This is a genomic window from Streptomyces sp. NPDC048506 (assembly GCF_040651315.1).
In the GTDB taxonomy this organism is placed as follows: Bacteria; Actinomycetota; Actinomycetes; order Streptomycetales; family Streptomycetaceae; genus Streptomyces.
Genome location: NZ_JBEZIX010000028.1, coordinates 99,042 through 123,650 on the forward strand (window position 1 = coordinate 99,042; position 24,609 = coordinate 123,650).

A 24,609-nucleotide genomic window follows, 5' to 3' on the forward strand; every position below is an offset into this window, starting at 1 on the left:
CGCCTGCCGCCGAATGCCGTCGTCGATCGCTTCGACCGGGACCGGGGGTTCGTCACGATGAGCGATGCAGGGGCCAGTCCTGTCGATGGGCATGACAATGGACACGACGATGGGCTTGGCAATGGGAATGGCAGTAGGAATGGCAGGGGGGATTCCCACGCCCGTTTCGGCGGCCGGTTCGGTGGCCGTTTAGGTGGCCGGTCGAGTGGTCGGTCCGGTGGGGGTGCGGGCGGTGGCCGGGGGCGGGTGCGTGGGGGTGTGACGGGTGGCCGGGCGTGGGCTGCGGCGGTGTTTCTGTTGCCGGCGTTGGTGTTGCTCGGGGCGTTGGTGGTCTATCCGATCGTGTTCTCCGTCTATCGCAGTCTGTTCGATGCGTCGGGCAGCGGGTTCGTGGGACTGGGGAATTACGGGGAGTTGTTTTCGGACGACGCGATCCGGACGGCGTTGAAGAACAACGTCGTGTGGGTGGTGGTGGCGCCGACGGTGTCGACGGCGCTGGGATTGATCTTTGCGGTGTTGACGGAGCGGGTTCGGTGGGGCACCGCGTTCAAGTTGGTCGTCTTCATGCCGATGGCGATTTCGATGCTGGCGGCGGGGATCATTTTCCGGTTGGTGTACGACCAGGATCCGCAGCGTGGTGTGGCCAATGCGGTGTGGGTTTCGGTGCATGACACGTTCGCGGATCCGGCGCCGTTTCCCGGTGCCAAGCCGCGGCCGCGTGCCGAGCTGCGGGCGTCGGGTGGGGGTGGGTTCACCACCCGGTCGGTGGTGCGGGCGGGGTCGTTCGTCGGTCTGCCGTTGGTTGCGGTGCAGCAGGACGATGTGCGGGGTGCGCGGGCGGCGGTGGTGGCGCGGCCGCGGCCGGGGGAGGTCTCCGGCACCGTGTGGCTGGACTTCACCCGTGGTGGTGGGGGGCGGCCGAATGTGGTCGACGCCGGTGAGAGGGCGCTGGCGGGGGTGCGGGTCGAGGCGGTGCGGGGCGGGGTGGTGGTGGCGTCGGCGGTGACCGCGGCCGACGGGACGTATGCGCTGCCGGCGAAGCAGGCGGCGGGGGCGCGGTTGCGGCTTCCGGGGTCGAATTTCGCGGAGGCGTATCGCGGTGTCGATTGGCTCGGTCCGGCGTTGGTCACGCCGGCCATCATCGGCTCGTATGTGTGGATGTGGGCGGGTTTCGCCATGGTGTTGATCGCGGCGGGTCTGGCGGGGGTGCCACGAGAGTTGTTGGAGGCGGCGCGGGTGGACGGGGCCGGGGAGTGGCAGGTCTTCCGTCGGATCACGGTGCCGCTGCTGGCGCCGGTTCTGGTGGTCGTGCTGGTCACGTTGATGATCAACGTGTTGAAGATCTTCGACTTGGTCTACATCATTGCGCCGGGTTCCAGTCTGCGGTCGGCGAATGTGTTGGCTCTGCAGTTGTTCCAGTCGTCGTTCGGTACGGATGTCGATGAGGGGCTGGGCAGTGCGATTGCCGTGTTCTTGCTGCTACTGGTGATGCCGGTGATGTATGTGAATCTCCGGCGCCTGCGGAAGGAGCGTCGCCGATGACGGCCGTGGACGGTGACGTGGCGGTCGAGGGCCGTGGCGCACGGGGCGTGTCGGGTGCCCGGGCTTCGCTGGCGGCGCGGATTGCGGCGCGGACCGGTGGCGGTGCGGTGCGGGTTTTCCTGCTGCTGGTGGCGTTGTTCTGGTTGATGCCGTCGGTGGGCTTGTTGCTGTCGTCGTTGCGGAGTCCGGCGCAGATCGCCGAGTCCGGTTGGTGGCAGGTTTTGGGGAAGCCGGCGCAGATCACCTTCGACAACTACGCTCAGTTGTTGTCGAACGGGAAGGTGATGGGTTCGCTGCTGACGACCGCGGAGATCACGGTGCCTGCGACGGTGCTGGTGGTGGTGATCGGGTCGTTGGCCGGTTATGCGTTCGCGTGGCTGGACTTTCCGGGCCGTGACGGCTGGTTCCTGGCGGTAGTGGGCCTGCTGGTGGTTCCGGTGCAGGTGGCGTTGATTCCGGTGGCGAAGTTGTTCGGGGCGGTGGGGCTCTTCGAGACGACGGCCGGGGTGATTCTGTTCCATACGGCGTTCGGGCTGCCTTTTGCGGTGTTTCTGCTGCGGAATTTCTTTGCCGAGATTCCGCGGGAGTTGTTGGAGGCGGCGCGGTTGGACGGGGCGGGTGAGGTGCGGTTGTTCACTCGGGTGGTGATGCCGTTGGGTGGGCCGGCGATCGCCTCGTTGGGGATCTTCCAGTTCCTGTGGGTGTGGAACGACATGCTGGTGGCGTTGATCTTCGCGGACAGCGGGAGTCCGCCGATCACCGTGGCGTTGCAGCAGGAGGTGCGGCAGTTCGGGAACAACATCGATGTGCTGGCGCCGGGGGCGTTCCTGTCGATGGTGGTGCCGCTGATCGTGTTCTTCGCGTTCCAGCGTCAGTTCGTGTCGGGTGTGATGGCCGGTGCGGTGAAGTGAGGTGAGGGCGCGGCCCCCGCGGGCACGGGCACCGGCGCCCCGGAGGGGGTGCCCGCGTGCGGCCCGTGTCCGGCTCACGTGCGGCCCGTGTGCGGCCCACATGGACTCGGGGTGAGGGCCGTGTGACGTCTGGGTGGGGCCTGATACCGGGGTCCGCGTTGTTATCTCCCGTTCATGTCCGTCCCCCTACGATGTCGGTCACTGCCGCGAAACCCATGGTGCGTCGGCGCGTGGTCGTGGAGACTGCGTAACGGCGTTCGACCGGTACCGGGTCGGGCGAGGGTGCCTCGGCTCCTGCGGGGGCCGCGCCCGTGTGCTGCGGCCGTGCTGCCGGGCGCATCCATAACTGCACATTTCGCACGTTTCGCGAGCATCACCTCACCTTTTGCATCGCGTACCGCCCTACGTTCCCGACCGTCTGGAGACGGACCGCACATGACTGCCCCCATCGCAGACCAGAGTGCCGAACAGCTCCCGCGCCCCACCCGGCTGTCCGAGGTCAAAGGCTGGTTCTTCACCGCCGATCAGTTGCTCTTCGACTGGTTCCTGGCACATCAGCAGGAGCGCTCCGAGCCGGGTGATCTGCTGGAGCTGGGCGCGTACATGGGCAAGAGCGCGATCTTCCTGGGTGCGCGGCGGCGCCCCGACGAGCGCTTCACGGTCTGCGATCTCTTCGACTCCCCCGCGGAGGACGCCTCCAACTCGAAGGAGATGAAGAAGTCCTACGCGACCTTGACCCGCCGCGCGTTCGAGGCCAACTACCTCTCGTTCCACGATGAGTTGCCGACCATCGTGCAGGGCCTGAGTGCGCTCGTCAGCGAGCACGTCGAGAAGGGTTCGGTGCGCTTCGCCCACATCGACGCCTCGCATCTGTACGAGCATGTGCACGGCGACATCCTCGCGGTGCGGGAGCTGCTCACCGACGCGGGTGTGGTGGTGCTGGACGACTACCGCGCCGAGCACTGTCCGGGGGTGGCAGCCGCGACCTGGCAGGCCGTGGCGAACGAGGGCCTGCGCCCCATCTGCATCACGGGCACCAAGTTCTACGGGACCTGGGGTGATCCCGAGCCGGTACAGAAGGCGCTGGTGGAGTGGATCAAGGCTCGTGGGGACGTCTGGCACGAGGTGCAGTACGTCAATGACGCCCCGCTGATCCGGCTGAGCGCCAAGGGTGCCAAGGAGCCCGCGCACCCGCTCTCGCGCCACCAGCCCGCACCCCGTCCCGCCCGCCCGGCGACGCCGCAGGCCCCCCGGGCGGGCGCGGCCCGGCCGGTGTCGCGCCCGCCGGTGCCGACCCGCGGCACGGTGCGCAAGGTCGCGCTGGACGTGCTGCCGCCGATCGTCACGCGGGCGATCGTCCGGGCCCGGAAGCGGGCCCGGGCGCGCTGAGGCCGGCGGACGTGGGCCGGGCGGTGCGGCGGGGCCCGGTCCGCGCGCCGGCACCGCTCACCGGGGCACCTGCCCGACCAGGACGAACACGTTGGAGCGCAGCAGCATCCCGGCGGGCCGCGGCAGCGGTGCGGAGTAGGTGCGCCGGACGCGCAGGCCGGCGGATTCGGCGAAGGCGCGCAGCAGGGCGAAGTCGGTGAAGCGGACGGGGGCCGGGCCGGCGCGGTGTCCGGCCTCCTGCGGGGTGATCAGCAGTACCCCGCCGCCGGGGCGGACGTAGCGGACGTAGGCCCGTAGGAGGCCTTCGACCTGTTCGTCGTCGAGGTGCTCCAGGACGTGCGCGGTCAGCAGGGCGTCGAAGGCGCAGGGTCGGGCGTGCGGGCCGGCGAGGAAGGCATCGGGGGTGTAGGCGGTCAGGCCGCGGGCCCGGCAGCGTGCCACGGACTGCGGGTCGTGGTCGATGCCGACGCTGCCGGGTGCGCAGCCGGCGAGGGTGTCGCCGTCCCCGCAGCCGATCTCCAGGACCGCTCCGGCGCCGATCCGTCGTAGTTGGCGGCGGTAGGGGGTGCGGGCGGGCAGCAGTCGGGCCGGGCCGCGGCGGGTCTCGTCGGCCGGTAGCCGGACGGTGGAGGCGGCCGGGGCGGTGCCGGTGGGGCAGGCGGCTTCGGCGGTCCGGGGGTCGCGGTCGGGTGGTGGGGTGTCGGTGCTGTCGGTGGCGGCGGAGCTGTCGGTTCGGCCGGGCATCGGGACGCGGTCACCTTCCCTGGGACTCGGCGCACGGGGCGCCACAACGCTGTGCAACGGGTCTACGGCATCGGGTGCGGCCCGGCGTCGTGGCGCGCCGACGTTCCCTACTGAACGTAACCGTCCGAGCACGTGGTGTCGACGGTGCGCTCACCCTTTCAGCGCAGATCCGGTGACCGTGCCGCCGATGGGTGAGTTGAAGGGACCGGTCTTGTGCATCGCCCGTCCCGAAAGGCGTGGTCCGCGTATGAAGCCTCGACTCACCGTCGTCATCCCGGCGCATCGCACCGAGGGGTCCGAGCGGAATGTGGAGGAGTGCCTGGAGTCGGTGGCGGCGCAGACGCTGACCGAGCTGGATGTGGTGATGGTGGACAGAGAGCCCGGGGCGGGCGGCGCGGGGGCGGGGGGCGCTGCCGCGGCCGTTGCGCACCGGTTCGCCGAGCGTGATCCGCGGTTCCGGATCGTCCGTCTGCCGGGAGGCGGTGCGGCCGCCGGCTGTGGTGCGGTCCGCAACGCCGGTGCCCGGCACGCCTATCCGCACACCGCCTATCTGGCGTTCCTCGATACGGACGACGTGCTGTTGCCGCGTGCGTACGAGGATCTGGTGGGGCTGTTGGAGGCATCCGGTTCGGATCTGGCGACCGGCAACGTCTACCGGCTGGGTGCGGCCGGCCGGAGCCAGTCCGCGCGTCACCCGGCGACGTACGGGACGGCGCTGCGCACCCACATCACCGAGGACCTGACGCTGCTGTCCGACGACTTCGCGCGGAACAAGGTCTTCCGCCGGGCGTTCTGGGACCGTCATGAACTCGCTTTTCCCGAGGGCGAGTTGTGCGATGACGGGGCGGTGACGCTGCCGGCGCACTTCCTGGCCAGGACGGTCGACGTGCTGCATGAGCACGTCTGCTACTGGCGGCTGCCGGAGGGGCCCGGCCGGTACCGGCGCACCGATGCGCAGGGCGTACGGGACCGGTTCGCGGCGGTGGACGGCGTCCGTCGTTTCCTCGGGGACCCGGCGCGGTCTCATCTGCATGCGTATCAGCGCGACTACGACCGGTCGCAGTTGGTGGAGGGGCTGCTCGATCTGGTGGAGGGGCTGCCGGTGGCGGCTCCGGAGGCGCGGACCGCGTTCCTGGACTGTGCCCGCGGTTTCCTCGCCGGTGTCGATCCCCGGGTGCTGCGCGGGCTCCCGGTGGAGTTGCGGATGCGCTGGTATCTGGTCCGTGCCGGGCGGATGGCGGATCTGCTGGCGCTGCTCGGGCACGAGGCGCGCAATCCGGCCGGGTTCGCGGTGGCCGGGCCGCCGCTGCGGAAGCGGGCGGTGCTGCCGCTGAGTCCGCCGCTTGAGCTGCCGCCGGGGGTGGTGCGGCTGGAGCGTGGTGACTTCCCGGTGCGGGCGAAGGTGCTCGAAGCGGTGTGGCGGGACGGGGCGCTGCTGCTGCGCGGCTATGCGTACCTGCGCAATCTGCCTGCGGCGCACCGGCACGGCTATCTGCGGACGTTGGTGCTGTCGTGCGGCCGGCGCCGGATCCTGCTGCCGTTGCGGCCGTTGTTGCTGCCGGAGGCGACCGCCGACTCGGGTCAGGAGCAGCACTGTTACGACTGGGCGGGTTTCCGGGTGCGGGTCGATCCGGCGCGGCTGCGCAGGGCGGGGCGTTGGGAGGAGGGCGACTGGCGGGTGGGGGTGGTGCTCGCCTCGGCGGGTGTGGTGCGGGCCGCGGCGCTGGGCGCGGCGGAGTCCGGTTCGGGTGCCGCTCCGTTGGCGCACGAGGTGGCCGGGGAGGGCGCCGGCGAAGGCGCCGGGGAGGGTGTGCGGATCACACCGTGGTACCCGGAGGGGCGGCTGCGGCTGTCGGTGTCCCGGCGTACCCGGTGGTTGGCCGGGCACCGTGCGGCGGCGGCCGGGGCGTTGGACGTCACGGTGACCGCGCCGGGGGCGGCGCCGACGGCGCTGCGGCTGACCCACCAGGGGACGGGCACGGTGGTGTCGTTCCCGGTGGAGACCGGCCCGGTCACGCCGGATGTGGTGGCGGTCGCGCCGGGGCATCTGACGTTCCGGGTGCGGTTGGACGCGGTGGCCGCGGCCCGGCCCCCGCGGGACGGGGCGCCCTCGGCGATCGGGCCGGTGCACACCGAGAGCTGGGTGCCGGAGCTGGTCTTGCCGGACGGGCGGTGCGACCCGATCGCCTGTGATCCCGGGCTGGTGCCGGTGGCGTATCCGCTGTCGCACGGCCGTGAGCTGGTGGTGGCGGCCACGCCGGGCGGGGACCTGGTCCTGCACGACCGGACCCCGCAGCCGTATCTGGACCGGGTGGTGTGGCGGTCGGACGGGTCGCTGTCGGTGGCGGGCCGGCTGCCGGACGCGGCGCCGCACGCCACCGAGCTGGTCCTCAAGGACAGCGCGCACGCCGCGGAGTTGACCTTCGTCACCACGCACGACGAGGGCCGGTTCCACGGCGTGTTGCCGTTGGGGGCGCTGCCGTCGTTGGCCGGGCCGGTGCCGCTGCGGGAGGGCCGGTGGACGGTGCATCTGCGGGAGCGGGGGGTGCCGGGCTCGGCGGCGGACGCCCCGGTCCGCCTCGCGCCGGCGGTACTGAACGGGCTGCAGGCCCGCCGTACGGTCGGCGGCAAGCCGGTGGCCGTCGACCGGCACCGGGTCGACGAGGCGGTGGTGGTGGCGGGGCCGGCGGTGCCGGCCAGCGACCGGGGGCCGTACCGGCGCCGGTTGCTGCGTGAGCAGCACTATCCGTTGCACCGCTCGCGTCCGTTGCGGGACACGGTGCTGTACAGCAGTTTCGGGGGGCGGGCGTACGGGGACTCGCCGCGGGCGGTGCACGAGGAGCTGGTGCGGCGGGGGATGGACGTGGAGCACCTGTGGGCGGTGCGGGATGCGCAGACCGCGGTGCCGGACACGGTCCGGGCGGTGGTGGTGGGCAGCGCCGAGTGGCACGGGGCGTTGGCGCACAGCCGCTGGGTGGTGACCAACACCCATCTGCCGTCGTGGTTCACCCGGCGCGGGGGGCAGCGCACGATCCAGACGTGGCACGGCACTCCGCTGAAGCGGATCGGTGCCGATCTGGCGGGCACGCTCTGTGCGGGGCTGGCGCATCTGGCGCCGCGGCCGCGGGTGAGTCGGCAGTGGAGCGTGCTGCTGTCGCCGAATGCGCACAGCACGCCGGTGTTGCGCTCGGCGTTGGGCTACTCGGGGCGGCTGGTGGAGACCGGGCTGCCGCGGACCGATGCGCTGTTCGCCGCGGACCGTGCGGTGCGGGCGGCCGCGGTGCGGGACCGGCTGGGTGTCGAACCGGGGAAGAAGGTGGTGCTGTACGCGCCGACGCCGCGGGACGACCGGGCGTACGACGCGCGTCACCAGCGGCTGCATCTGCCGCTCGATCTGGACCTGGCGCGGCGGGAGTTGGCGGACGACCATGTGCTGCTGGTGCGGGGGCATCCGCTGGTCGCCGACCGGTTGCCGGGCCACCATGCGCCGTTCGCGGTGGACGTGTCGGCGCACCCGGACGCCACCGAGCTGCTGTTGGCGGCGGACGTGCTGGTCACCGACTATTCGTCGCTGGCCGCCGACTTCGCGAACACCGGCCGCCCGATGTTGTTCCTCACCCCTGATCTGTCGCACTACCGCGACGCCCTGCGGGGTTTCACCCTGGATTTCGAGGCGCGGGTGCCGGGGCCGCTGCTGACGTCGACGGGCGAGTTGATCGAGGCGCTGGGCGAGGTGGACGCCGTCGCGGCGGCGAGTGCGGAGGCGTACGCGGACTTCCGGGAGGTGTTCTGCCACCGGGACGACGGCGGGGCGGCGGGCCGGGTGGCGGATCTGATGGAGCGGTGAGGCGGGGGGAGGGGTGCGCGGTGTGGTCCGCCGGAAGGTGATGGCGTACGGATCGGCATCGCACGCCCCTCGCGTCGTTACAGCATGTGCGGGCGTCCTCACGGGCTCCTGCACACCCGAGCCCCGGCGTCCGCCCGGTAAGAAGACGGCAAGAGGCGGAAAACCGGGGAGGACGGGTGCAACCGCACGGCGGGTTTCGCCCTCTGACCCATCGGATACGGGTTCGGAGCCCGCTCGTGCCAAGAGATGCTGTCGACACGAAATGTAGATTTAGTGACTGTGAAAGAAGCCCTAGAGCCACTGCCGGGGCCCACCATCACGCCATCCGCGCAGGTCAGCATCGTCGTCATCGCCTTCAACGATGCCGTCCATGTCGGCGATGCGGTGCGCTCCGCACTCGCGCAGGAGACGTCCGCGGAGACGGTCACCGAGGTGATCGCGGTGAACGACGCCTCCACCGACGGCACCGGCGCCGCTCTGGACGCCCTCGCCCGTGACGAGCCGCGACTGCGGGTCCTGCACCGCGACGAGAACAGCGGTGGCTGCGGCACCCCGCGCAACGACGGGCTGCGCGCCGCCACCGGCCGCTTCGTGATGTTCCTGGACAGCGACGACGTGCTGCCGCCGGGCGCGGTGCGGGCGCTGCTGGACGCCGCGCTGGAGCACGACGCGCCGGTCGCGGCGGGCGCCTGCGTGCGCCGGGAGCTTCCCGCGCAGCGGGACGTGCCCTGGCAGCCGGCGCTCTACCGGGAGCCGGCGGTGTACGACTCCGCCGAGTCCAGCGCCGCCCTGGTGCGGGACACCCTCTGCGTCAACAAGCTCTACGACCGGGCGTTCCTGGCCGAGCACCGGATCACCTTCCCCGAGGGCCGCTACACCTACGAGGACTTCGTCTTCACCGCCCGGGTGCTGGCGGCCGCGCCGCGCATCGTGACGGTCCCCGACAGCGTCTACATCTGGCATGTGCGGCGCTCGGCCGCCAAGCAGTCGATCTCCCTGGACCGCAAGGACGTCACCAACTGGCAGGCGCGGATCGAGGCGCACCGGGCCAGTGTGCGGATCTTCCTGGACGCCGGGCAGAAGGCGCTGGCGGATGCCGCGGCCACCAAGTTCCTCGACCACGATCTGCGGATGTACGTGCGGGAGCTGCACACCCGCGGTGCCGACTACCGCGCCGAGTGGTGGCGGCTGACCCGTGACTACCTGGCCGAGTTCGACGAGTCCGCGCTGCGGGCGGCCCGGGCGCCCGCCCGGTGGCTGGCGCGGGTGGTGCTGGCCTCGCCCGCCCCGCGTGACCTGGACCGGCTCACCCAGCTGGCGGCCCGCCCGGGTCGGCTGCTGCCGCCGTACGCGGAGGCGGACGGCCGCGCGGTGTGGTCCGCGGACCTGCCGGGCGTGGAGCTGGAGGACCTCGACAGCAAGCCGCTGCACCGGCTGCCGGTGACCGTCGACGCGGAGCCGGCCGCCACCGGCCGCAGTGTGCTGCGGCTGCGGGTGCACGATCTGTACGGGCGGCTGGCCGCGGCCGGTCCGCAGAGCATCGACGTCGAGCTGCACCGCCGCCGTGACGACCACCGGGGCCCGGTGCACACCGCGGCCCTCTCGCCGGCCCCGGACGGTGCCGGCCCGGCGGCCTGCTGGACCGCCGAGGTGGTGTTGGACATAGCGGCGCTGGCCGAGCCCGGCGGCTCGGCCGACCCCGAGCCGTGGGACGTGATGGCCGAGGTCAACTGCGCCGACGGTGCCGGGTTCCGGGCCGCGCTGCGGGCCACCGGGCCGGGCCTGCGCCGCCGGGTGCTGCCCAGCCGGCGGCACGCCGTGCTGCTGGTGCAGCCCTACGCCACCACCGGCGGTGCGCTCTCCCTGCGGGTCGCCTCCGGTCTGCGCAGCGTGTGGCGCATCGCCGCCCGCCGGCTGCGTCGCTGAGCGGCGACTCCTCGACTGTCCGACCCCGAGCCTAGGATTGGCGTTATGTCTTACTTGATCACGGGTGGTGCCGGCTACATCGGCGCCCATGTCGTACGGGCCCTTCGGCAAGCCGGCGAGCAGGTCGTGGTGCTCGACGACCTGACGACGGGGGTGGCCGCCCGGATCCCCGAAGGCGTACCGCTGGTCGTCGGCTCGACCCTCGACCGCACGCTGCTCGACGCGACGATCGCCGGGCACGGCGTCACGGACGTGGTGCACCTGGCGGCGAAGAAGCAGGTCGGCGAGTCGGTGGAGATGCCGCTGCGGTACTACCGCGAGAACGTGCACGGGCTCCAGACGCTGTTGGAGGCGATGGCGGCGGGCGGCGTGGGCCGGCTGGTGTTCTCCTCGTCGGCGGCCGTGTACGGCATGCCGGACGTCGACCTGGTCACCGAGGACACGCCGTGCGCGCCGATCAACCCGTACGGGGAGACCAAGCTCATCGGTGAGTGGATGTCCCGTGCGGCGGGGAAGGCCCACGGGATCTCCACGGCCTGCCTGCGCTACTTCAACGTGGCCGGCGCAGCCACCCCGGAGCTCGCGGACACCGGTGTGTTCAACATCGTGCCGATGGTGTTCGAGCGGCTCTCGGAGGGCGCCGCGCCGCGGATCTTCGGTGATGACTACGACACCCCCGACGGCACCTGCATCCGTGACTACATCCATGTCGCGGACCTCGCGGACGCCCATGTGGCGGCGGCCCGCAAGCTCGCCGAGCCCGGGCCGGTGCGCGATCTGACGCTGAACATCGGCCGCGGCGAGGGCGTCTCCGTACGGGAGTTGATCGACCTGATCGCGGAGCTCACCGGGCATACGGGGGTGGTGCCGGAGGTGACGCCGCGCCGGCCCGGTGACCCGGCCCGGGTGGTGGCGGCCGCCGACCGGATCGCCGCCGAGCTGGGCTGGAAGGCGCACCACGACGTCCGCGACATGATCACCTCGGCGTGGGCGGGGTGGCGGCACCACCATCCGCAGGACTGACGCCGTCCCGCAGGACTGACGCCGGCCGCCGCCGGTGGAAGGCGGAAGGGGCCGGGGGCTGCGGCTGGTCGGTCATGGCCGGGCACCCTGCCCCGCGGGTGTCGTTGCCCGCGGTGGGGTGCCCGGTGCGCTGCGGCTCAGGTCGTCAGCGGATGCGACGTCCGGCCGGACGCCTCGTCGATCTCGTCGTGTGCCTTCGTCAGCAGCTTCATCGCCAGTTCGTTGAGCGCTCTGGCTCCCGCGACCTCCTCGCCGACCCTCGGCTGGTTGGAGTCGGCCGGGTGACGGCTGGCGTACCCGTGTGCCCGCACCTCGGTTCCGTCGGGGAGCCTTACCAGTGCGGCGGCGCGGGTGCGATGGGTGTCCTCCTCGAATTCCAACTCGACATGCCATCCCACAGCGGTCTTGAGCATCGTGATCACCTCCGGAACCGCTGCTACCAGCATGCGCCTGCCGTGCCGCCGGTGCACGGGTGCGGCGCCGGGGTCAGCGGGTGGTGACGGTCAGGGGTGCCCGGCCGTCGAGGGTGCGGACCGTCAGGTCGTGCCGGAGCGGGCCGGCGGTCAGGCGGAGGGTCACCTGCCAGCTGCCGGGCGGGGCGCCGCGCAGCCGGGCGCGGACGGTGTAGTGGTCGGCGGCGCCGGGTTCGACGGTGGTGGGCAGGGCGACGGTGCGGCCGGCCGTCCGGTCGTGGAGGTGCAGTCGCAGCCCGGCGTCGAGGGGGCGGCCGGGCAGGGTGAGGCGGGCGGTGAGGGTGGTCCGGCCGGTCCGGCCGGTGGTGGCGGTGCCGTGCAGGTCGGCGCCGAGGGGGTGGTGCTCCGCGTCGCGATCCAGGGCGAGGTTCAGGTGACCGTGCGGCCGGGAGCGGAAGAGGGCGGCGGTGGTCGGGCCGGCGGGGCCGCGGCCGACGATGCGGGGTACGAAGGCGGTGGGTTCCGGTGCGTCCTCGCGGTCCTCGGGGACCAGCCAGGCCGCGCGGCGCACGGCGGTGTCGTCCCTGCCCGCTGCGGTGACCTCGATCTTGCATCCCCAGGTGCCGTCGGGGAGCGGTCCGCCACCGGCGGCGGTGGCCGGGTCGACCGAGGCCCGCCAGGTGTCGCCGTCGTACCGGGCCGGTATGCGGTGTTCGGCGCCGGCGCAGCGCAGCAGCACCTCGACGGTGTCGCCGCCGAGTCCCGGCAGGGTGGCGGTGCCGCGCAGGTGGAGTACGCCGCCGGCCCAGGAGCAGCCGGTGAGGCGCTGGCGCAGGGCGAGTCGGTCGGTGAGGTCGTAGCAGGTGTCGGGGATGCCGCGGGCGGGGTCGCGGAAGTAGGGGTAGGCGGCGTAGACGCGGCCGTCGGGGTCGATGTGCGGGGGGCCGGGCCGATGCTCGGTGTCGGCGCGGACGACGGCGGTCAGTTCGTCGTCGAGGGCGGCGTGCAGGCAGTGGGCGCGCAGTCGGAGGCGGGGCGGGAGGGCGGCCCGTACCCGGTCGGTGAGGTAGCGCTCGACGAGGGGGCGGGCGGCGGCGGCCATGGCCCGGCGGCCGGACGGGTCGCGGGCGAGGTAGGGGGCGGCGAAGGGCATGAGGATCTCGCCGTGGAAGTGCCGGACCATCAGGGCGTCGCGGTCGGGGCCGGGTGGGACCTCGGCGGCGACCTGGGCGAGGACGGTGCCGATGTAGTCGAGGTACTCGCACCAGTCGAGGTCCTGGCGGCTGGCGTTGCTGTCGTCGGGGCGGCCGTGGAGGTAGTAGCAGTCGTAGTCGGCGAGGACGGAGACGGTGTCGGCGCGGAGCAGGGCGGTGATGCCGAAGGGCAGGTCCTCGGCGAGCAGGCGGCCCTCGACGAAGCGCAGCCGGTGCTCTTCGAGGAAGGCGCGGCGGAAGAGCTTGTAGGCGGCCAGGGTCCAGTAGACGGGCGAGTGGAAGGGGGAGACGCGGGGGCTGGTGGTGCGCAGGTCGACGGGGGCGGCGCGGCCGTCGGTGCCGACGATGCGGCCGTAGACGATGTCGGAGCCGTGGGTCTGGGCCATGCGGGTGAGCCGGTCCAGGGCTTCGGGGCCGAGGTGGTCGTCGGAGTCGAGGAAGAAGACGTAGTCGCCGGTGGCGTGCTCCAGGCCGACGTTGCGGGGCTTGCCGGCGCCGCCGGAGGCCGGCTGGTGGACGACCGTCAGGTGGGGGTGGTCGCGGGCCCGGTCATCGAGCCACTCGGCGCTGCCGTCGGTGGAGCCGTCGTCGACCGCGATGATCTGGATCCGGTCCGGGTCGAGGGTCTGGGCGAAGACCGAGCCGAGGCTGCGCGGGAGGTAGGGCCGGGTGTTGTGGACGGGGACGATCACGGAGACGGTCGGGGTGGTACCGGCCGGTCCGTGAGCGGCCGGGCCCCTGGCGGCGTCGGATATCGGCACCCTGCCCTCCGATCATTGGTCGCGGCAATCCCTCGAAAGCCCCGCGTCCAGCAGAGCAAAAGGGACTATTAAGACATATAACGTTGGGTGTACGTTCGCCGAGTGCGGAGGAGTGCCGGTGGCCCCGACGCCCGCCACCCCACAAGAGGCGGTCCGGCCCCAGGAGGTTGCCCGGCCCCTTCCCGGAAGTGAACGCCCGGCGGGCACCCGCGGGGCCCTTGGGCGACTGGCCGCGCCCGGTCTCGCGGCCACCCTGTCCACCGGGGCGTACTGCCTGGCGCTGGCCCTTTACGGCAGCTACCCGTTCGGCCCCCGCTCCCGTGCCATCAACGACCTGGGCAACCAGTTCGTGCCGTTCCACGCCCGGCTGTGGGACCTGATGCACGGCACCACGAGCGGCGACCTGCTCTTCAACTGGAGCAGCGGCTACGGGGTGCCGTTCCTCGCGGACTTCTTCACGTATCTGATGAACCCGTTCTCCTGGCTGGTCGGGCTCTTCCCCCGGGAGCTGGCCGACCTCCCGGTCTTCCTGGTCACCCTGTTCAGCATCGGCCTCGGCGCCGCCCTGATGACCGTCCTCCTGGGACGGCTGCACCCGGGCTCCGGCTGGCTGCGGGCGCTGCTGTCGGTGGGGTACGGGCTGTGCGCCTGGGTGCTGAACGACGGGTTCGCCGACCCCATGTGGATGTGGGGGCTGGTGGCGCTGCCGATGCTCGGGATCGCCGCGGACTGGTGCGTGCGGCGCACCCACTGGGTCCGGGGCGTGCTGCTGGTCGCCCTCGCCTGGGCGGGGAACTTCTACACGGCCGCGATGGCGACGCTCGCAACGGCGCTGGTGCTGGGCGTCCGGCTGCTGGCGGACGGCGGTCGGCCACCGCGCGCCCGGTCGCGGGTGCTGGCGCGGGCCGCGTCGATGACGGTGACCGGGATCCTGCTGGTGGCGCCGGTGCTGACCGTCAGCCACAGCGCCAGCCGGGACGCCCAGCCGGCGCCCCCGGTCGACTACCGCGGACGGCCGTCGCCGCTGTACCAGATGGCGCAGCTGCTGCCCGGCGGCCACGGCGAGGTGGCGGCGCCCAATGTCTTCGTCGGGGTCCTGGGGCTGCTGCTGGTGGCCGCCTTCCCGTTCGTCCGCGCGGTGCCGCCGCGGGTGCGGATCGGCTGGTGCGGTCTGGCGGTCGGGGTCGCCGCCTCGTTCGTCTGGGAGCCGACGATCCTGCTGTGGCACGGCTTCGCGCTGCCCAACGGGAGCCCGTACCGCGCCGCGTTCGTGCTCAGCGGGGTACTGGTGATGATCTCCTGGCTGGCCTTGGCGCACCGCCCGCGGGTGCGTGAACTCCTCGCGGGCGGGGCGCTGGTCGCCCTGCTGGCGTGGCTCAGCCGCGACCAGGACGCGGTCGGGCCCTCGACCTGGATCCTGGTGGCCGGCGGCGGCACGGTGACCCTGCTGGGGCTGGTGGCGCTGTCGGCCGCGCGCGGCACCCGCCCGCGGACCGCCGTCACCGTCGCGCTGACCGGCACCGTCCTGCTCGGCTCGGCGTACACGGCGTTCTCGGTGACGGCCGTCCGCGACAAGATCGACTGGTTCCGGCCCAAGCCCACCCTGGACCCGTGGTCGCTGGCGGCCCGGGACGGGCTGGCCGCGCGCGCCGACTGGCCGCGCTCGCGGACCGACCCCGGCCCGCACGAGTTCGCCAACAACGACCCGCTGCTGATCGGCGGCGAGGGCGGCTCGTACTACAGCAGCTATGTGCCCGCGGCCACCGCCCGCACCCTGCGGGACCTGGGCGCCGGCTGGTACATGAGGGGCCGTCATACGCTCAGCTTCGAGGACCCGGTGGGCCGGGCGCTGATGGCCGTCAGCAGCTACCTGCCGGCCGCGCCGCCCGACCGCGCCCGCCACGCCCGACCGGCCCCGCTGCTGACCGTGCGGCGGGACCTGCCCCGCGGGCCCGCCCCGGACACCGTCTTCGCCCGCCAGGAGCGGGTGTTGGGCGCCGCCGTCTACGAGGTGCCGGCGCTGACCCCCACCGCGGGGGCGGCGGTACGGATGGCCGGCCACCGCGGCTGGCTGGTGGCGCCCTCCCCGCTGCCGGCCGCGGCACAGGCCCTCGCGGGACCGAACGGCGCCGGGGCCGCCTTCACCGCGCGGTGCACCCCGGGCCGCACCGTGGTCTGGTACGCCCCCTGGTTCGCCGGCCTGGTCAGCGGCCCGGGCGGGCGGGCGGAGGGCGTCGGGAGCTACGACTCCACCGCCAATCCGGCGCATGTGCTGGGCCGGGTGCCCACCGACGGCACGGTCACGCTGCGCTTCCTGGGACCGGCGCACCAGCTGGTCCCGGAGCACGCCCTGGGCTGTCTGTCGCCCGACCGGCTGACCGCGGCGGTGGCCGCCCTGCGGGGGCCGCGGGCGCTGTCCGCGGGCGGCCACGGACTCGCGGCCGAACTGCCGCCGGGCAGCGCGGGGCATGCGGTGCTGGCGGTGCCGGCGGTGGCCGGGTGGGGCTGTTCGGTGGACGGCGGGCCGCGCCGGACGCCGTCGTCGTTCGCCGGGCTGCTGGCCGTCCCGCTGGGTTCCGGGGCCGGGCGGCTGTCGTGCGGGTACCGGCCGCCGGGCCTGGCCGCGGGGCTGGTGGCGAGCGGTGCGGCCGGGCTGGTGCCGGCCGCGGTCGTGTTCGGGGGGCGTCTGCGGAGCCGGGGCCGCCCGCCGCTCCGCCCGACCGAGGAGGCCCGCCCGTGAAGCTCTCCGTCGTCGTCCCCTGCTACAACGAAGAGGCCGTGCTGAGCCGCTTCGACGAGACGGTGCGCGCGGTCCTGGACCGTCTCGCCGTCGAGTACGAGCTGTGCTACGTGGACGACGGGAGCGTGGACGGCACCCTGGCCCGGCTGCGCGGCCTGGCCCAGCAGCACCGCGGCACCACCCGCTACCTCTCCTTCAGCCGCAACTTCGGCAAGGAGCCGGCGATACTGGCCGGCCTCCGGGCGGCCACCGGCGACGCGGTGATCCTCATGGACGCCGACCTCCAGCATCCGCCCGAGCTGATCGAGAGGATGCTCGACCTCTACCAACTCGGCCACGACCAGGTCGTCGCCAAGCGCACCCGGGACGGCGACCGGCGGCTGCGGACCGCGCTCAGCAGGCTCTACTACCGGGCCGTCAACACCTGGGTCGAGGTGGAACTCACCGACGGGGTGGGCGACTTCCGGCTGCTGTCCCGCACCGCCGTGGACGCGCTGCTCTCCCTGCCGGAGTACAACCGCTTCTCCAAGGGCCTGTTCTCCTGGATCGGCTTCGACACCGTCACGTTCGACTACCGCAACGCCGCCCGGGAGGCCGGCCAGACCAAGTGGCGCTTCGGTTCGCTGGTCAACTACGGCATCGACGGCATGCTCTCCTTCAACTGCCGCCCGCTGCGGCTGGCCATCTACGCCGGGCTGGGCCTCGCCTCGCTCGCCGCGCTCTACACCCTGTGGATCATCGGCGCGGCCGTCGTCGGCGGGGTCACCGCGCCCGGCTATGTGACGCTGGTGGCGATCATCGTCGGCCTGGGCGGGTTGCAGATGGTGATGCTCGGGCTGATCGGCGAGTACATCGGGCGGATCTACTACGAGGCGAAGCGGCGGCCGCACTTCCTGGTCAAGGAGAGCCACGCCCCCGTCGAGGACAGCGACGCCCCCGTGCCCGATCCGGCGGACGCCACCGCCGGGTCACGGGCCCGCTGATGCCGGGGCGGCCGAGGCAGCCGGGGGCCGGCCCCGGCGGCGAGGTGCTGCGCTTCGTCGTCGTCGGCGGGATCAACACCCTGACGTTCTACGCCTGTTACCTGCCGCTGCACCGGCTGCTGCCGTACTTCGCGGCGTACACCGTCGGGTTCCTCCTCAGCACGGTCGGCTCGTTCCTCCTCAACACCCGCTTCACCTACCGCACCCGCCCGACCTGGAAGAAGTTCCTGCTCTTCCCGCTGACCCAGGTGACCAACTACGTCGTGCAGAGCGTGGGACTGGTGGCGCTGGTGAGCTGGCTGGGGATGGACAGCGCGGTGGCCCCGCTGGTGGCGGCCGGGTGCGCCGTGCCGTTCACCTACCTCGTCTCCCGGCGCATCCTGCTGCGTCCGGCGGCGCGGCGCGAGCCCCAGGGGGACACGCCTTAAGAAGCGCCCTGGGCGTCCCCCGTGGTGTCCGGCGCCCGCCAGTCCCGGAACAGCGCGCCCTGCCCGACCGAGGTCTGACGGGTCGTGTACAGCCTGCCGTCGGTGCCGAGGACGGCCACCACCGCGCGGCCGACGGCGTCCTGGGCGACCCCGGCCGCCGCCGAGTGCGACACCCGGCCGCGCTGCCAGGGCCGGGGGGCGTCCTGGGCCATCGCCATCCGGACGTCGCCGGCGTCGTCCCGGACCGCGAGCACCATCCGGTCGCCGCGGCCGACCGGTGCGGCCGCCACCCGTCCGTAGCCGCCGACCGGCTCGCACCGGGCCGCCACCCACCAGCCGCCGACCCTCCGCGGCCGCTCGGCGATCAGCACCTCGGCGGTGGCCGGGCGGCGGTAGGCGACCCGGACCACGCCGTCGGCCAGCGGCACCAGGCTGACCGGCCCGGCCGGCTGCGGCAGCCCGGTGGCCGCCGCCGGCCGGGGCAGCTGACCGGGCTCCTTGGACACCCAGTGCTGGACGGTCCGGGTGCTCGGCGCGACCAGGTGGACCAGTCCGTCGGAGTCCACGCAGGCGTCCAGCCCGTCGACGATCTGCGGTGACGCCTGCAAGGTGCCGACCGGGCCCTCCAGCCGCCGCCACGGCGACCAGTCCGCCGGGCCGGAGCCGTGGCGGCCGGCGCGGTGGGCGAGGGAGCCGTCCCAGGTCCGTACGAAGACGTGCACCGAGCCGTCCGGGGTGGCCACCGCCGCCGGGAAGCCGATCTCCAGCGACCGGACCGGGTCCGGGTCCGGGGAGCCCAGCGACACCCAACGCCCGAAGGCCGGCCCGCCGTCCGCCGCGGTGCCCTGCTGCGCGGCGGTGACCAGCTCCCGGCGGTGCGCGGTGTCGCGGCCGGGCAGCACGGTGCGGGAGGCGAACAGGTGCAGTGTGCCGTCGGGGCGGCACACCGCGTGGATCTGCCCCTGGAGCAGCTCCCCGCCGATCCGCACCGGCGCGCCGAAGGTGCCGCTGCCCGGCCGGGTCTCGGCCCAGCGGTACGCGGCGCCGCCCAGGACCGCGAAGGCGGCCAGCCGGCCGTCCTGGGCGGGGCGGAGCCAGGCGTTGGAGCCGGGCGCGCGCAGTCGGGTGGAGCGGGTCCAGTTGCGCGAGCCGCCGTCGAGGGCGGAGCCGCCCACCTTGCGGTCGCCGCAGCCGGCCGGGTCGCCGCAGCGGCGGTGGTCGGCCCAGCCGTACACCGACAGCAGCCGGGCCTTGCGGCGGGCGACCCCCAGGTCGAGGTCGTTGGGCAGCGCGCCCTCCTCGTAGCCGAGGTAGCTCTCCACGACGGGCGGGCCGAGCGGTGCGCGCTCCTGGTAGGCGGCGAGTGCGGCCTGGGCGAAGTAGGCGGAGGCGGTGTGGTCCTGGTGGTCGTAGTAGCGCAGGCCGGCCAACCGGGGGTCGTGGTCCGGGGTGGCCGGTGGGCGCTTGCGGGAGTGCACGGCGTTGGGGTCCAGGGTCCGTACGACCGTGGGCCGGGCCCGGTCGAGCACCGCCACCAGCGTCTGGGTGACCTGGTCGCGGGTGTAGTGGAACTGCCTCCGTACGGGGGTGCTGGCGGGCCGCAGCGTGGGGAGGGTGACGGTGGCGCCCAGCCACAGACCGCGCAGGCTGCCGGCGCGGGCCTGCCAGACCGCCCGGGACTCCACCAGCTCCAGGAAGACCAACTGGTGGTGCGGGGCGCCCTGGAGGGTCTGGAGCTCCACCTGGAAGCCGGGGAGCAGGGATATCGCGGCGACGTCCCAGGGGGCGGTGGGGTCGCCGGTGACCATCTCGGCGTGGGCGGCGCGCAGCCCGTTGGTCCGCGCCCGGGCGAAGGCGGCGCGGTCCGTGGGGACGCTGCCGGGGTCGCGGGCGTGCCGGCTGACGTTGTGGCCGTCCGCCTCGCCGCCGGTGAGGCAGACGGTGACCGAGCGCGCGCCGCCGCGCAGGGACTGCTCCAGGTCGGGGTTCATGAAGTACAGGCCGTCGTCAGCGTGCGCGATGATCTGTACGAAGGACTGGTCGGCCGGGTCCACCACGGGCCGCCCGGCGCCCTCCGGTGCGGCCGTACGGGGCGGTTCCGCCTCGCGCCAGGCCCAGATGCCGACGCCCGCCGTCGCGCCGAGCACCCCGCCGCCGGCGGCCAGGAGCAGCCGGCGGCGCGAGACGGCGGGCGGGTGACGGCGGTTGGCCGGCGGGGGCGTGGGCGACACGCCCTCAGTATTCGATCGGTGCGGGGATCCCGCTCGTCCAGAAGGTTGAGCCTCGACCACATTCGTGATGAGCGCCACAGAACGTTCAGGTTACGAACAACAACCTTTTTGGGTTAACGGCGGTCGGACGGTTGACAATGCAAGCATCCCTTTTTGGGTTTCTGCGTTCTGTGCTCAGTTCGTCACGAGGAGTAAGCACCGCATGTCCGAGACAGACCTCGAAGCCGTACCCCGTTTCAGCATCATCGTGCCCGTGTTCAGAGTGCAGGGCTTCCTGCGCGAGTGCATGGACTCGGTGCTGGAGCAGGACTTCACGGACTTCGAGCTCATCGCCGTCGACGACTGCTCGCCCGACCGCAGCGGCGCCATCCTGGACGAGTACGCCGCGCGCGACGACCGCGTCCAGGTGCTGCACCTGGCGGAGAACGTCGGCCTGGGCCTGGCCCGCAACGCCGGCCTGGAGAAGGTCCGCGGTGACTACGTCCTCTTCCTCGACAGCGACGACACCCTCGTGCCCGGTGCGCTCGGCGCCCTGGCGGAGCGGCTGGCCGCCACCGAGGACCCCGAGATCCTGATCTACGACTACGCGCGCACCTACTGGGACGGCTCGGCCCGCCGCAATGCCCTGTCCGCGCTGCTGGACGAGTCCGGCGCACCGGCCTTCTCGCTCGCCGAGCGGCCCGAGATCCTCGACCTGCTCCAGATCGTCTGGAACAAGGCCTACCGCCGCGACTTCATCGAAGAGCACGGCTTCACCTTCCCGGTGGGCTACTACGAGGACGCCCCCTGGACGTTCTGCACGCTGATCACCGCGCGGACCATCGCCGTCCTGGACCGGGTCTGCCTGCACTACCGCCAGCGCCGTCAGGGCGGCAACATCCTGCGCACCACCAGCCGCAAGCACTTCGACGTCTTCGACCAGTACGAGCGGGTCTTCGACTACCTCGACGCGCGCCCGGAGCTGTCGCGCTGGCGCCCGCACATGTTCCGCAAGATGATCGACCACTACCTGACGATCCTGGACAAGCCCGGCCGGCTTCCGCAGAACGCCACGGCCGAGTTCTTCCACCGCGCCGCCCGCGACTACCGCAAGCGCGTCCCGGCCGGTTTCGTCCGCCCCGCCGGCATGGCCGGCAGCAAGTACACCCTGCTCGCCAAGGACGCCTATCCGGCGCTGGCCGGCCTCAAGGTCGCCGGCAAGGTGCAGCGCACGGTCCGCAAGCACGCCACCAAGCGGGTCAAGCAGGCCAAGAAGAAGGCCATGGACCTGCGCTACCAGGCCCTGCTGCGGCAGCCGCTGGACGAGAACCTCGCGGTCTACTCCGCGTACTGGAACCGGCTGCCGGCCTGCAACCCGCTGGCGATCTACGAGAAGGCCAAGGAGCTGGCCCCCACCGTCCACGGCGTCTGGGTCGTCAAGCAGCAGACGGTCGACGCCGGCGAGGTCCCGGCCGGCATCGACTACGTCGTGCCGAACTCCCCGCGCTACTGGGAGGTGATGGCCCGCGCCAAGTACCTCGTCAACAACGTCAACTTCGCGGACGGCGTGGTCAAGCGCGAGGGCCAGATACACCTCCAGACCCACCACGGCACCCCGCTGAAGTCGATGGGCACCGACCAGAAGCGCTACCCGGCCGCCGCCAAGGGCATGAGCTTCCGCAAGCTGCTGGCCCGCGCCGACCGCTGGGACTACTCGCTCTCCTCCAACCAGCACACCACCGAGCAGTGGGAGCGGGTCTACCCCTGCAACTTCCAGTCGGTGGACGCCGGTTACCCCCGTAACGACGTCTACTACCGGGCGAGCGCGCAGGACGTCCTGGACATCCGCGAGCGCCTGGGCATCGCCCCCGGCAAGACCGCCGTCCTGTACGCGCCGACCATGCGCGACTACCAGGTCGGCTACGTCCCCCGCCTCGACCTGGAGAAGATCGCCCACGAGCTGGGCGAGGACTTCGTCCTGCTGGTGCGCACGCACTACTTCTACGACCAGAACCCGGGCCTTCAGCAGCTCCAGGAGCGCGGCGCCCTGATCGACGTCTCGGGCCACCCGGTCGTCGAGGAGCTGTGCCTGGCCGCCGACGCCCTGATCACCGACTACTCGTCGATCATGTTCGACTACGCCAACCTCGACCGGCCGATCATCAACTACGCCGACGACTGGGACACCTACGTCCGCTCCCGCGGCGTCACCTTCAACCTGCTCTCGGGCGAGCCGGGCGACACCCCGGGCGTGATCGCCACCACCGAGGACGAGCTGATCGACGCCTTCCGCAGCGGCCGCTGGGACGACGCGCGGGCCACCGAGCTGCGCGCCGCGTTCCGCAACCGGTTCTGCCAGTGGGACGACGGCAACGCCGCCGAGCGCGTGGTGCGCCAGATCTTCCTCGGCCAGTCGGCGACCCCGGAGCCGCTGCCGCAGGACGAGCGCACCGTGGCCCCGTCCCCGCGCGCCGCGGCCGCCGGAGCGGGGCTGCTCAAGCTGCCGTCCCCGCGGGCGGCGGCCGACGACGCCCCGGCCGCGGACGCATCGGGCGCCTCGGACGTCGAGATGGCGGGCTGACGCCCGTCCCCGACGCATACGCATACGCCACCGCCCCCGGCCGGATCCCGGCCGGGGGCGGTGGCGTGTCAGCACCCGGGTGGTGGCCTCACTCCGCTCCGAGTGCCGCCGTCACCGAGTCCGCCAGCGCGTCGAGGTAGCCCTTGGGCAGCGCGTCGCGGACGACCAGCAGCCGCCAGTACAGCGGACCGGTCAGCAGGTCCAGGGCGAGCCGGGCGTCCACGCCCTGCGGCAGTTCACCGCGCTCCACCGCACGGGCCACCACCGCGGCCGCGACGCCCTCCTGACTGTCGAGCAGCGCCGTCTTCAGCGCCGCCGCCAGCTCGGGGCTGCGGGCCGCCTCCGCCAGCAGGTCCGGAATGATCTGCGAGGCCATCGGGTGCCGCAGCGCGCGGGCCGCCACCTCCAGCAGCATCCGCACGTCCCCGCGCAGCGACCCGGTGTCGGGCACCGGCAGTCCGGCGACGGCCACCGCGGAGACCACGTCCAGCACCAGGTGCAGCTTGGAGCGCCAACGCCGGTAGACGGCGGTCTTGCCGACGCCCGCCCGGCGGGCGATGCCCTCGATCGACATCCGGGCGAAGCCCACCGCGGCCAGCTCCTCGAAGACCGCGGCACGGATCGCCTCGGTCTTGTCCTCGCGCAGTACGGCGGCGCCCGCCGGGGCCCGGCGCGCCGCCGCGGGGTCGCTCCCGCTGCCGTCTTTTGCCATGCCTTGAGCCTACCGTCACGACGCTACGGTTGCGTTTCGACGCGAGCTCCCTTTAGTGTCGGCGTCGCGACGATACGGAACCGTTCCGACGTTGATCGCCGTTCCGCGGCCCCCGCACGCAAGCGAAAGCGGCCTCCATGCCCCAGACGACCCTCGCTCCCCCGGCCCCGACGCCCACCCGGCCGTCCGGCCCCGGCACCGCCCCCGACCCCGAGCTGCGCGCCCTGGCCGAACGCCACGGCCTCACGGTGAGCGGCGCCCGCGTCTCGCTCCCCGAGTACACCCGCCAGCTGTGGCACCGGCGGCACTTCATCACCTCGTTCGCCACCGCCAAGCTCACCGCGATGTACACCGCCGCCAAGCTCGGCCAGCTCTGGCAGGTACTGACCCCGCTGCTCAACGCGGCCGTCTACTACTTGATCTTCGGTGTGCTGCTCGACACGAAGAAGCACGTCCCCGACTACATCCCGTTCCTGGTGACCGGCGTCTTCGTCTTCACCTTCCTCCAGAACTCGGTGATGACCGGTACGCGGGCGATCTCCGGCAACCTCGGCCTGGTGCGCGCGCTGCACTTCCCGCGCGCCTGCCTGCCCATCTCGTTCTGCCTGGCACAGCTGCAACAGCTGCTGTACTCCATGGGCGTGCTCTCGGTCATCCTGCTGTGCTTCGGGCAGACGCCGACCTGGTCGTGGCTGCTGGTGTTCCCGGCGCTGACGCTCCAGTTCGTCTTCAACACCGGCCTGGCGATGATCATGGCGCGGCTCGGCGCACGGACCCCGGACCTGGCGCAGCTGATGCCCTTCATCATGCGGACCTGGATGTACGCGTCCGGCGTGATGTTCAGCATCAGCGTGATCCTCCAGGGCAGGCACCTCCCGAAGATCGTGGTGCTGCTGCTGAACGGCAACCCGGCCGCGGTCTACATCGACCTGATGCGCTTCGCCCTGATCGACAGCTTCACCGCGAAGCAACTGCCGCCGCACGTCTGGGCGTTCGCGGCGGGCTGGGCGCTGCTGGCCGGTGTCATCGGCTTTGTGTACTTCTGGAAGGCCGAGGAGCGGTACGGACGTGGCTGAGATCATCACCGAGCAGCAGAACAACGGCGTCCAGCCGACGGCGGCGGCCGGGGAACGCATCCCGACCGTGATCGCGGACGAGCTGCACATCGTCTACCGGGTCTACGGC

The 24,609-nt window shown here is 72.7% G+C and carries 16 protein-coding genes; 11 read left to right on the forward strand and 5 right to left on the reverse strand.

Annotation, left to right across the window (positions count from 1 at the left end):
* The first annotated feature begins 246 nt into the window (after positions 1-246).
* The 3 genes from AB0C96_RS23240 (at position 247) to AB0C96_RS23250 (ending at position 3,842) form a co-directional block, all read left to right on the forward strand.
* The gene (locus AB0C96_RS23240) at positions 247-1,542 is read left to right on the forward strand and encodes a sugar ABC transporter permease (RefSeq protein WP_362919611.1); all 1,296 of its coding nucleotides are present in this window, start codon (positions 247-249) and stop codon (positions 1,540-1,542) included.
* Positions 1,539-2,453, forward strand: coding sequence for a carbohydrate ABC transporter permease (locus tag AB0C96_RS23245; RefSeq protein WP_362919612.1), 915 nt, complete (start codon positions 1,539-1,541; stop codon positions 2,451-2,453). Before AB0C96_RS23240 ends, AB0C96_RS23245 begins: the two co-directional genes overlap by 4 nt.
* Before the next feature lie 435 nt (positions 2,454-2,888).
* Entirely contained in the window at positions 2,889-3,842 is a 954-nt protein-coding gene (locus AB0C96_RS23250) for a class I SAM-dependent methyltransferase (RefSeq protein ID WP_362919613.1), read from the forward strand.
* Between the two features lie 57 nt (positions 3,843-3,899).
* On the opposite strand, the gene AB0C96_RS23255 is transcribed toward AB0C96_RS23250, so the two are convergent.
* Positions 3,900-4,586, reverse strand: a complete 687-nt coding sequence (locus AB0C96_RS23255; RefSeq protein ID WP_362919614.1) for a class I SAM-dependent methyltransferase — start codon at positions 4,584-4,586, stop codon at positions 3,900-3,902.
* A 247-nt stretch (positions 4,587-4,833) separates the two neighbouring features.
* Between AB0C96_RS23255 and AB0C96_RS23260 the strand changes: the two genes are divergently transcribed.
* From AB0C96_RS23260 to galE, 3 genes are all read left to right on the forward strand, one after another.
* Positions 4,834-8,433, forward strand: coding sequence for a CDP-glycerol glycerophosphotransferase family protein (locus tag AB0C96_RS23260; protein WP_362919615.1), 3,600 nt, complete (start codon positions 4,834-4,836; stop codon positions 8,431-8,433).
* Positions 8,434-8,712: 279 nt separating this feature from the next.
* Positions 8,713-10,359 (forward strand): glycosyltransferase family 2 protein, encoded by a 1,647-nt coding sequence (locus AB0C96_RS23265; protein ID WP_362919616.1) that lies wholly within the window; start codon positions 8,713-8,715, stop codon positions 10,357-10,359.
* 45 nt (positions 10,360-10,404) lie between these two features.
* Positions 10,405-11,382, forward strand: coding sequence for a UDP-glucose 4-epimerase GalE (galE, locus tag AB0C96_RS23270; protein WP_362919617.1), 978 nt, complete (start codon positions 10,405-10,407; stop codon positions 11,380-11,382).
* Positions 11,383-11,519: 137 nt separating this feature from the next.
* On the opposite strand, the gene AB0C96_RS23275 is transcribed toward galE, so the two are convergent.
* On the reverse strand, positions 11,520-11,795 hold the full coding sequence (locus tag AB0C96_RS23275; RefSeq protein WP_362919618.1) for a DUF1876 domain-containing protein: 276 nt from the start codon (positions 11,793-11,795) through the stop codon (positions 11,520-11,522).
* A 73-nt stretch (positions 11,796-11,868) separates the two neighbouring features.
* Complete coding sequence (locus AB0C96_RS23280; RefSeq protein ID WP_362919619.1) at positions 11,869-13,770, reverse strand: glycosyltransferase; 1,902 nt, start codon at positions 13,768-13,770, stop codon at positions 11,869-11,871.
* A 118-nt stretch (positions 13,771-13,888) separates the two neighbouring features.
* Between AB0C96_RS23280 and AB0C96_RS23285 the strand changes: the two genes are divergently transcribed.
* Genes AB0C96_RS23285 through AB0C96_RS23295 form a run of 3 tightly spaced genes read left to right on the forward strand, consistent with a single transcriptional unit; the run spans position 13,889 to position 17,921 of the window.
* Positions 13,889-16,510, forward strand: a complete 2,622-nt coding sequence (locus AB0C96_RS23285) for a YfhO family protein (RefSeq protein WP_362919620.1) — start codon at positions 13,889-13,891, stop codon at positions 16,508-16,510.
* Entirely contained in the window at positions 16,507-17,493 is a 987-nt protein-coding gene (locus tag AB0C96_RS23290) for a glycosyltransferase family 2 protein (protein WP_362919621.1), read from the forward strand. The genes AB0C96_RS23285 and AB0C96_RS23290 overlap by 4 nt, the downstream gene beginning before the upstream one ends.
* A complete protein-coding gene (locus AB0C96_RS23295) occupies positions 17,493-17,921 on the forward strand; it encodes a GtrA family protein (RefSeq protein WP_362919622.1) in 429 nt (142 codons plus the stop codon). The genes AB0C96_RS23290 and AB0C96_RS23295 overlap by 1 nt, the downstream gene beginning before the upstream one ends.
* Here AB0C96_RS23295 and AB0C96_RS23300 read toward each other — a convergent pair.
* A complete protein-coding gene (locus tag AB0C96_RS23300) occupies positions 17,918-20,152 on the reverse strand; it encodes a PIG-L family deacetylase (protein ID WP_362919623.1) in 2,235 nt (744 codons plus the stop codon). The genes AB0C96_RS23295 and AB0C96_RS23300 overlap by 4 nt on opposite strands.
* Before the next feature lie 202 nt (positions 20,153-20,354).
* Here AB0C96_RS23300 and AB0C96_RS23305 point away from each other — a divergent pair, with 202 nt between their 5' ends.
* Positions 20,355-22,712: a CDP-glycerol glycerophosphotransferase family protein gene (locus tag AB0C96_RS23305; protein WP_362919624.1), complete on the forward strand. Its 2,358-nt coding sequence runs from the start codon at positions 20,355-20,357 to the stop codon at positions 22,710-22,712.
* Positions 22,713-22,800: 88 nt separating this feature from the next.
* Here the strand turns inward: AB0C96_RS23305 and AB0C96_RS23310 are convergent, their stop codons facing one another.
* Positions 22,801-23,424, reverse strand: coding sequence for a TetR/AcrR family transcriptional regulator (locus AB0C96_RS23310; RefSeq protein ID WP_362919625.1), 624 nt, complete (start codon positions 23,422-23,424; stop codon positions 22,801-22,803).
* Between the two features lie 137 nt (positions 23,425-23,561).
* Here AB0C96_RS23310 and AB0C96_RS23315 point away from each other — a divergent pair, with 137 nt between their 5' ends.
* Positions 23,562-24,500, forward strand: coding sequence for an ABC transporter permease (locus AB0C96_RS23315; RefSeq protein WP_362919626.1), 939 nt, complete (start codon positions 23,562-23,564; stop codon positions 24,498-24,500).
* Positions 24,501-24,609: the final 109 nt, after the last annotated feature.

Coding starts and splice junctions, on each gene's coding strand:
- AB0C96_RS23245 (WP_362919612.1), top strand. CDS start 1,539: ATGACGGCCGTGGACGGTGACGTGGCGGTCGAGGGCCGTGGCGCACGG.
- AB0C96_RS23250 (WP_362919613.1), top strand. CDS start 2,889: ATGACTGCCCCCATCGCAGACCAGAGTGCCGAACAGCTCCCGCGCCCC.
- AB0C96_RS23255 (WP_362919614.1), bottom strand. CDS start 4,586: ATGCCCGGCCGAACCGACAGCTCCGCCGCCACCGACAGCACCGACACC.
- AB0C96_RS23260 (WP_362919615.1), top strand. CDS start 4,834: ATGAAGCCTCGACTCACCGTCGTCATCCCGGCGCATCGCACCGAGGGG.
- galE (WP_362919617.1), top strand. CDS start 10,405: ATGTCTTACTTGATCACGGGTGGTGCCGGCTACATCGGCGCCCATGTC.
- AB0C96_RS23275 (WP_362919618.1), bottom strand. CDS start 11,795: ATGCTCAAGACCGCTGTGGGATGGCATGTCGAGTTGGAATTCGAGGAG.
- AB0C96_RS23295 (WP_362919622.1), top strand. CDS start 17,493: ATGCCGGGGCGGCCGAGGCAGCCGGGGGCCGGCCCCGGCGGCGAGGTG.
- AB0C96_RS23305 (WP_362919624.1), top strand. CDS start 20,355: ATGTCCGAGACAGACCTCGAAGCCGTACCCCGTTTCAGCATCATCGTG.
- AB0C96_RS23310 (WP_362919625.1), bottom strand. CDS start 23,424: ATGGCAAAAGACGGCAGCGGGAGCGACCCCGCGGCGGCGCGCCGGGCC.
- AB0C96_RS23315 (WP_362919626.1), top strand. CDS start 23,562: ATGCCCCAGACGACCCTCGCTCCCCCGGCCCCGACGCCCACCCGGCCG.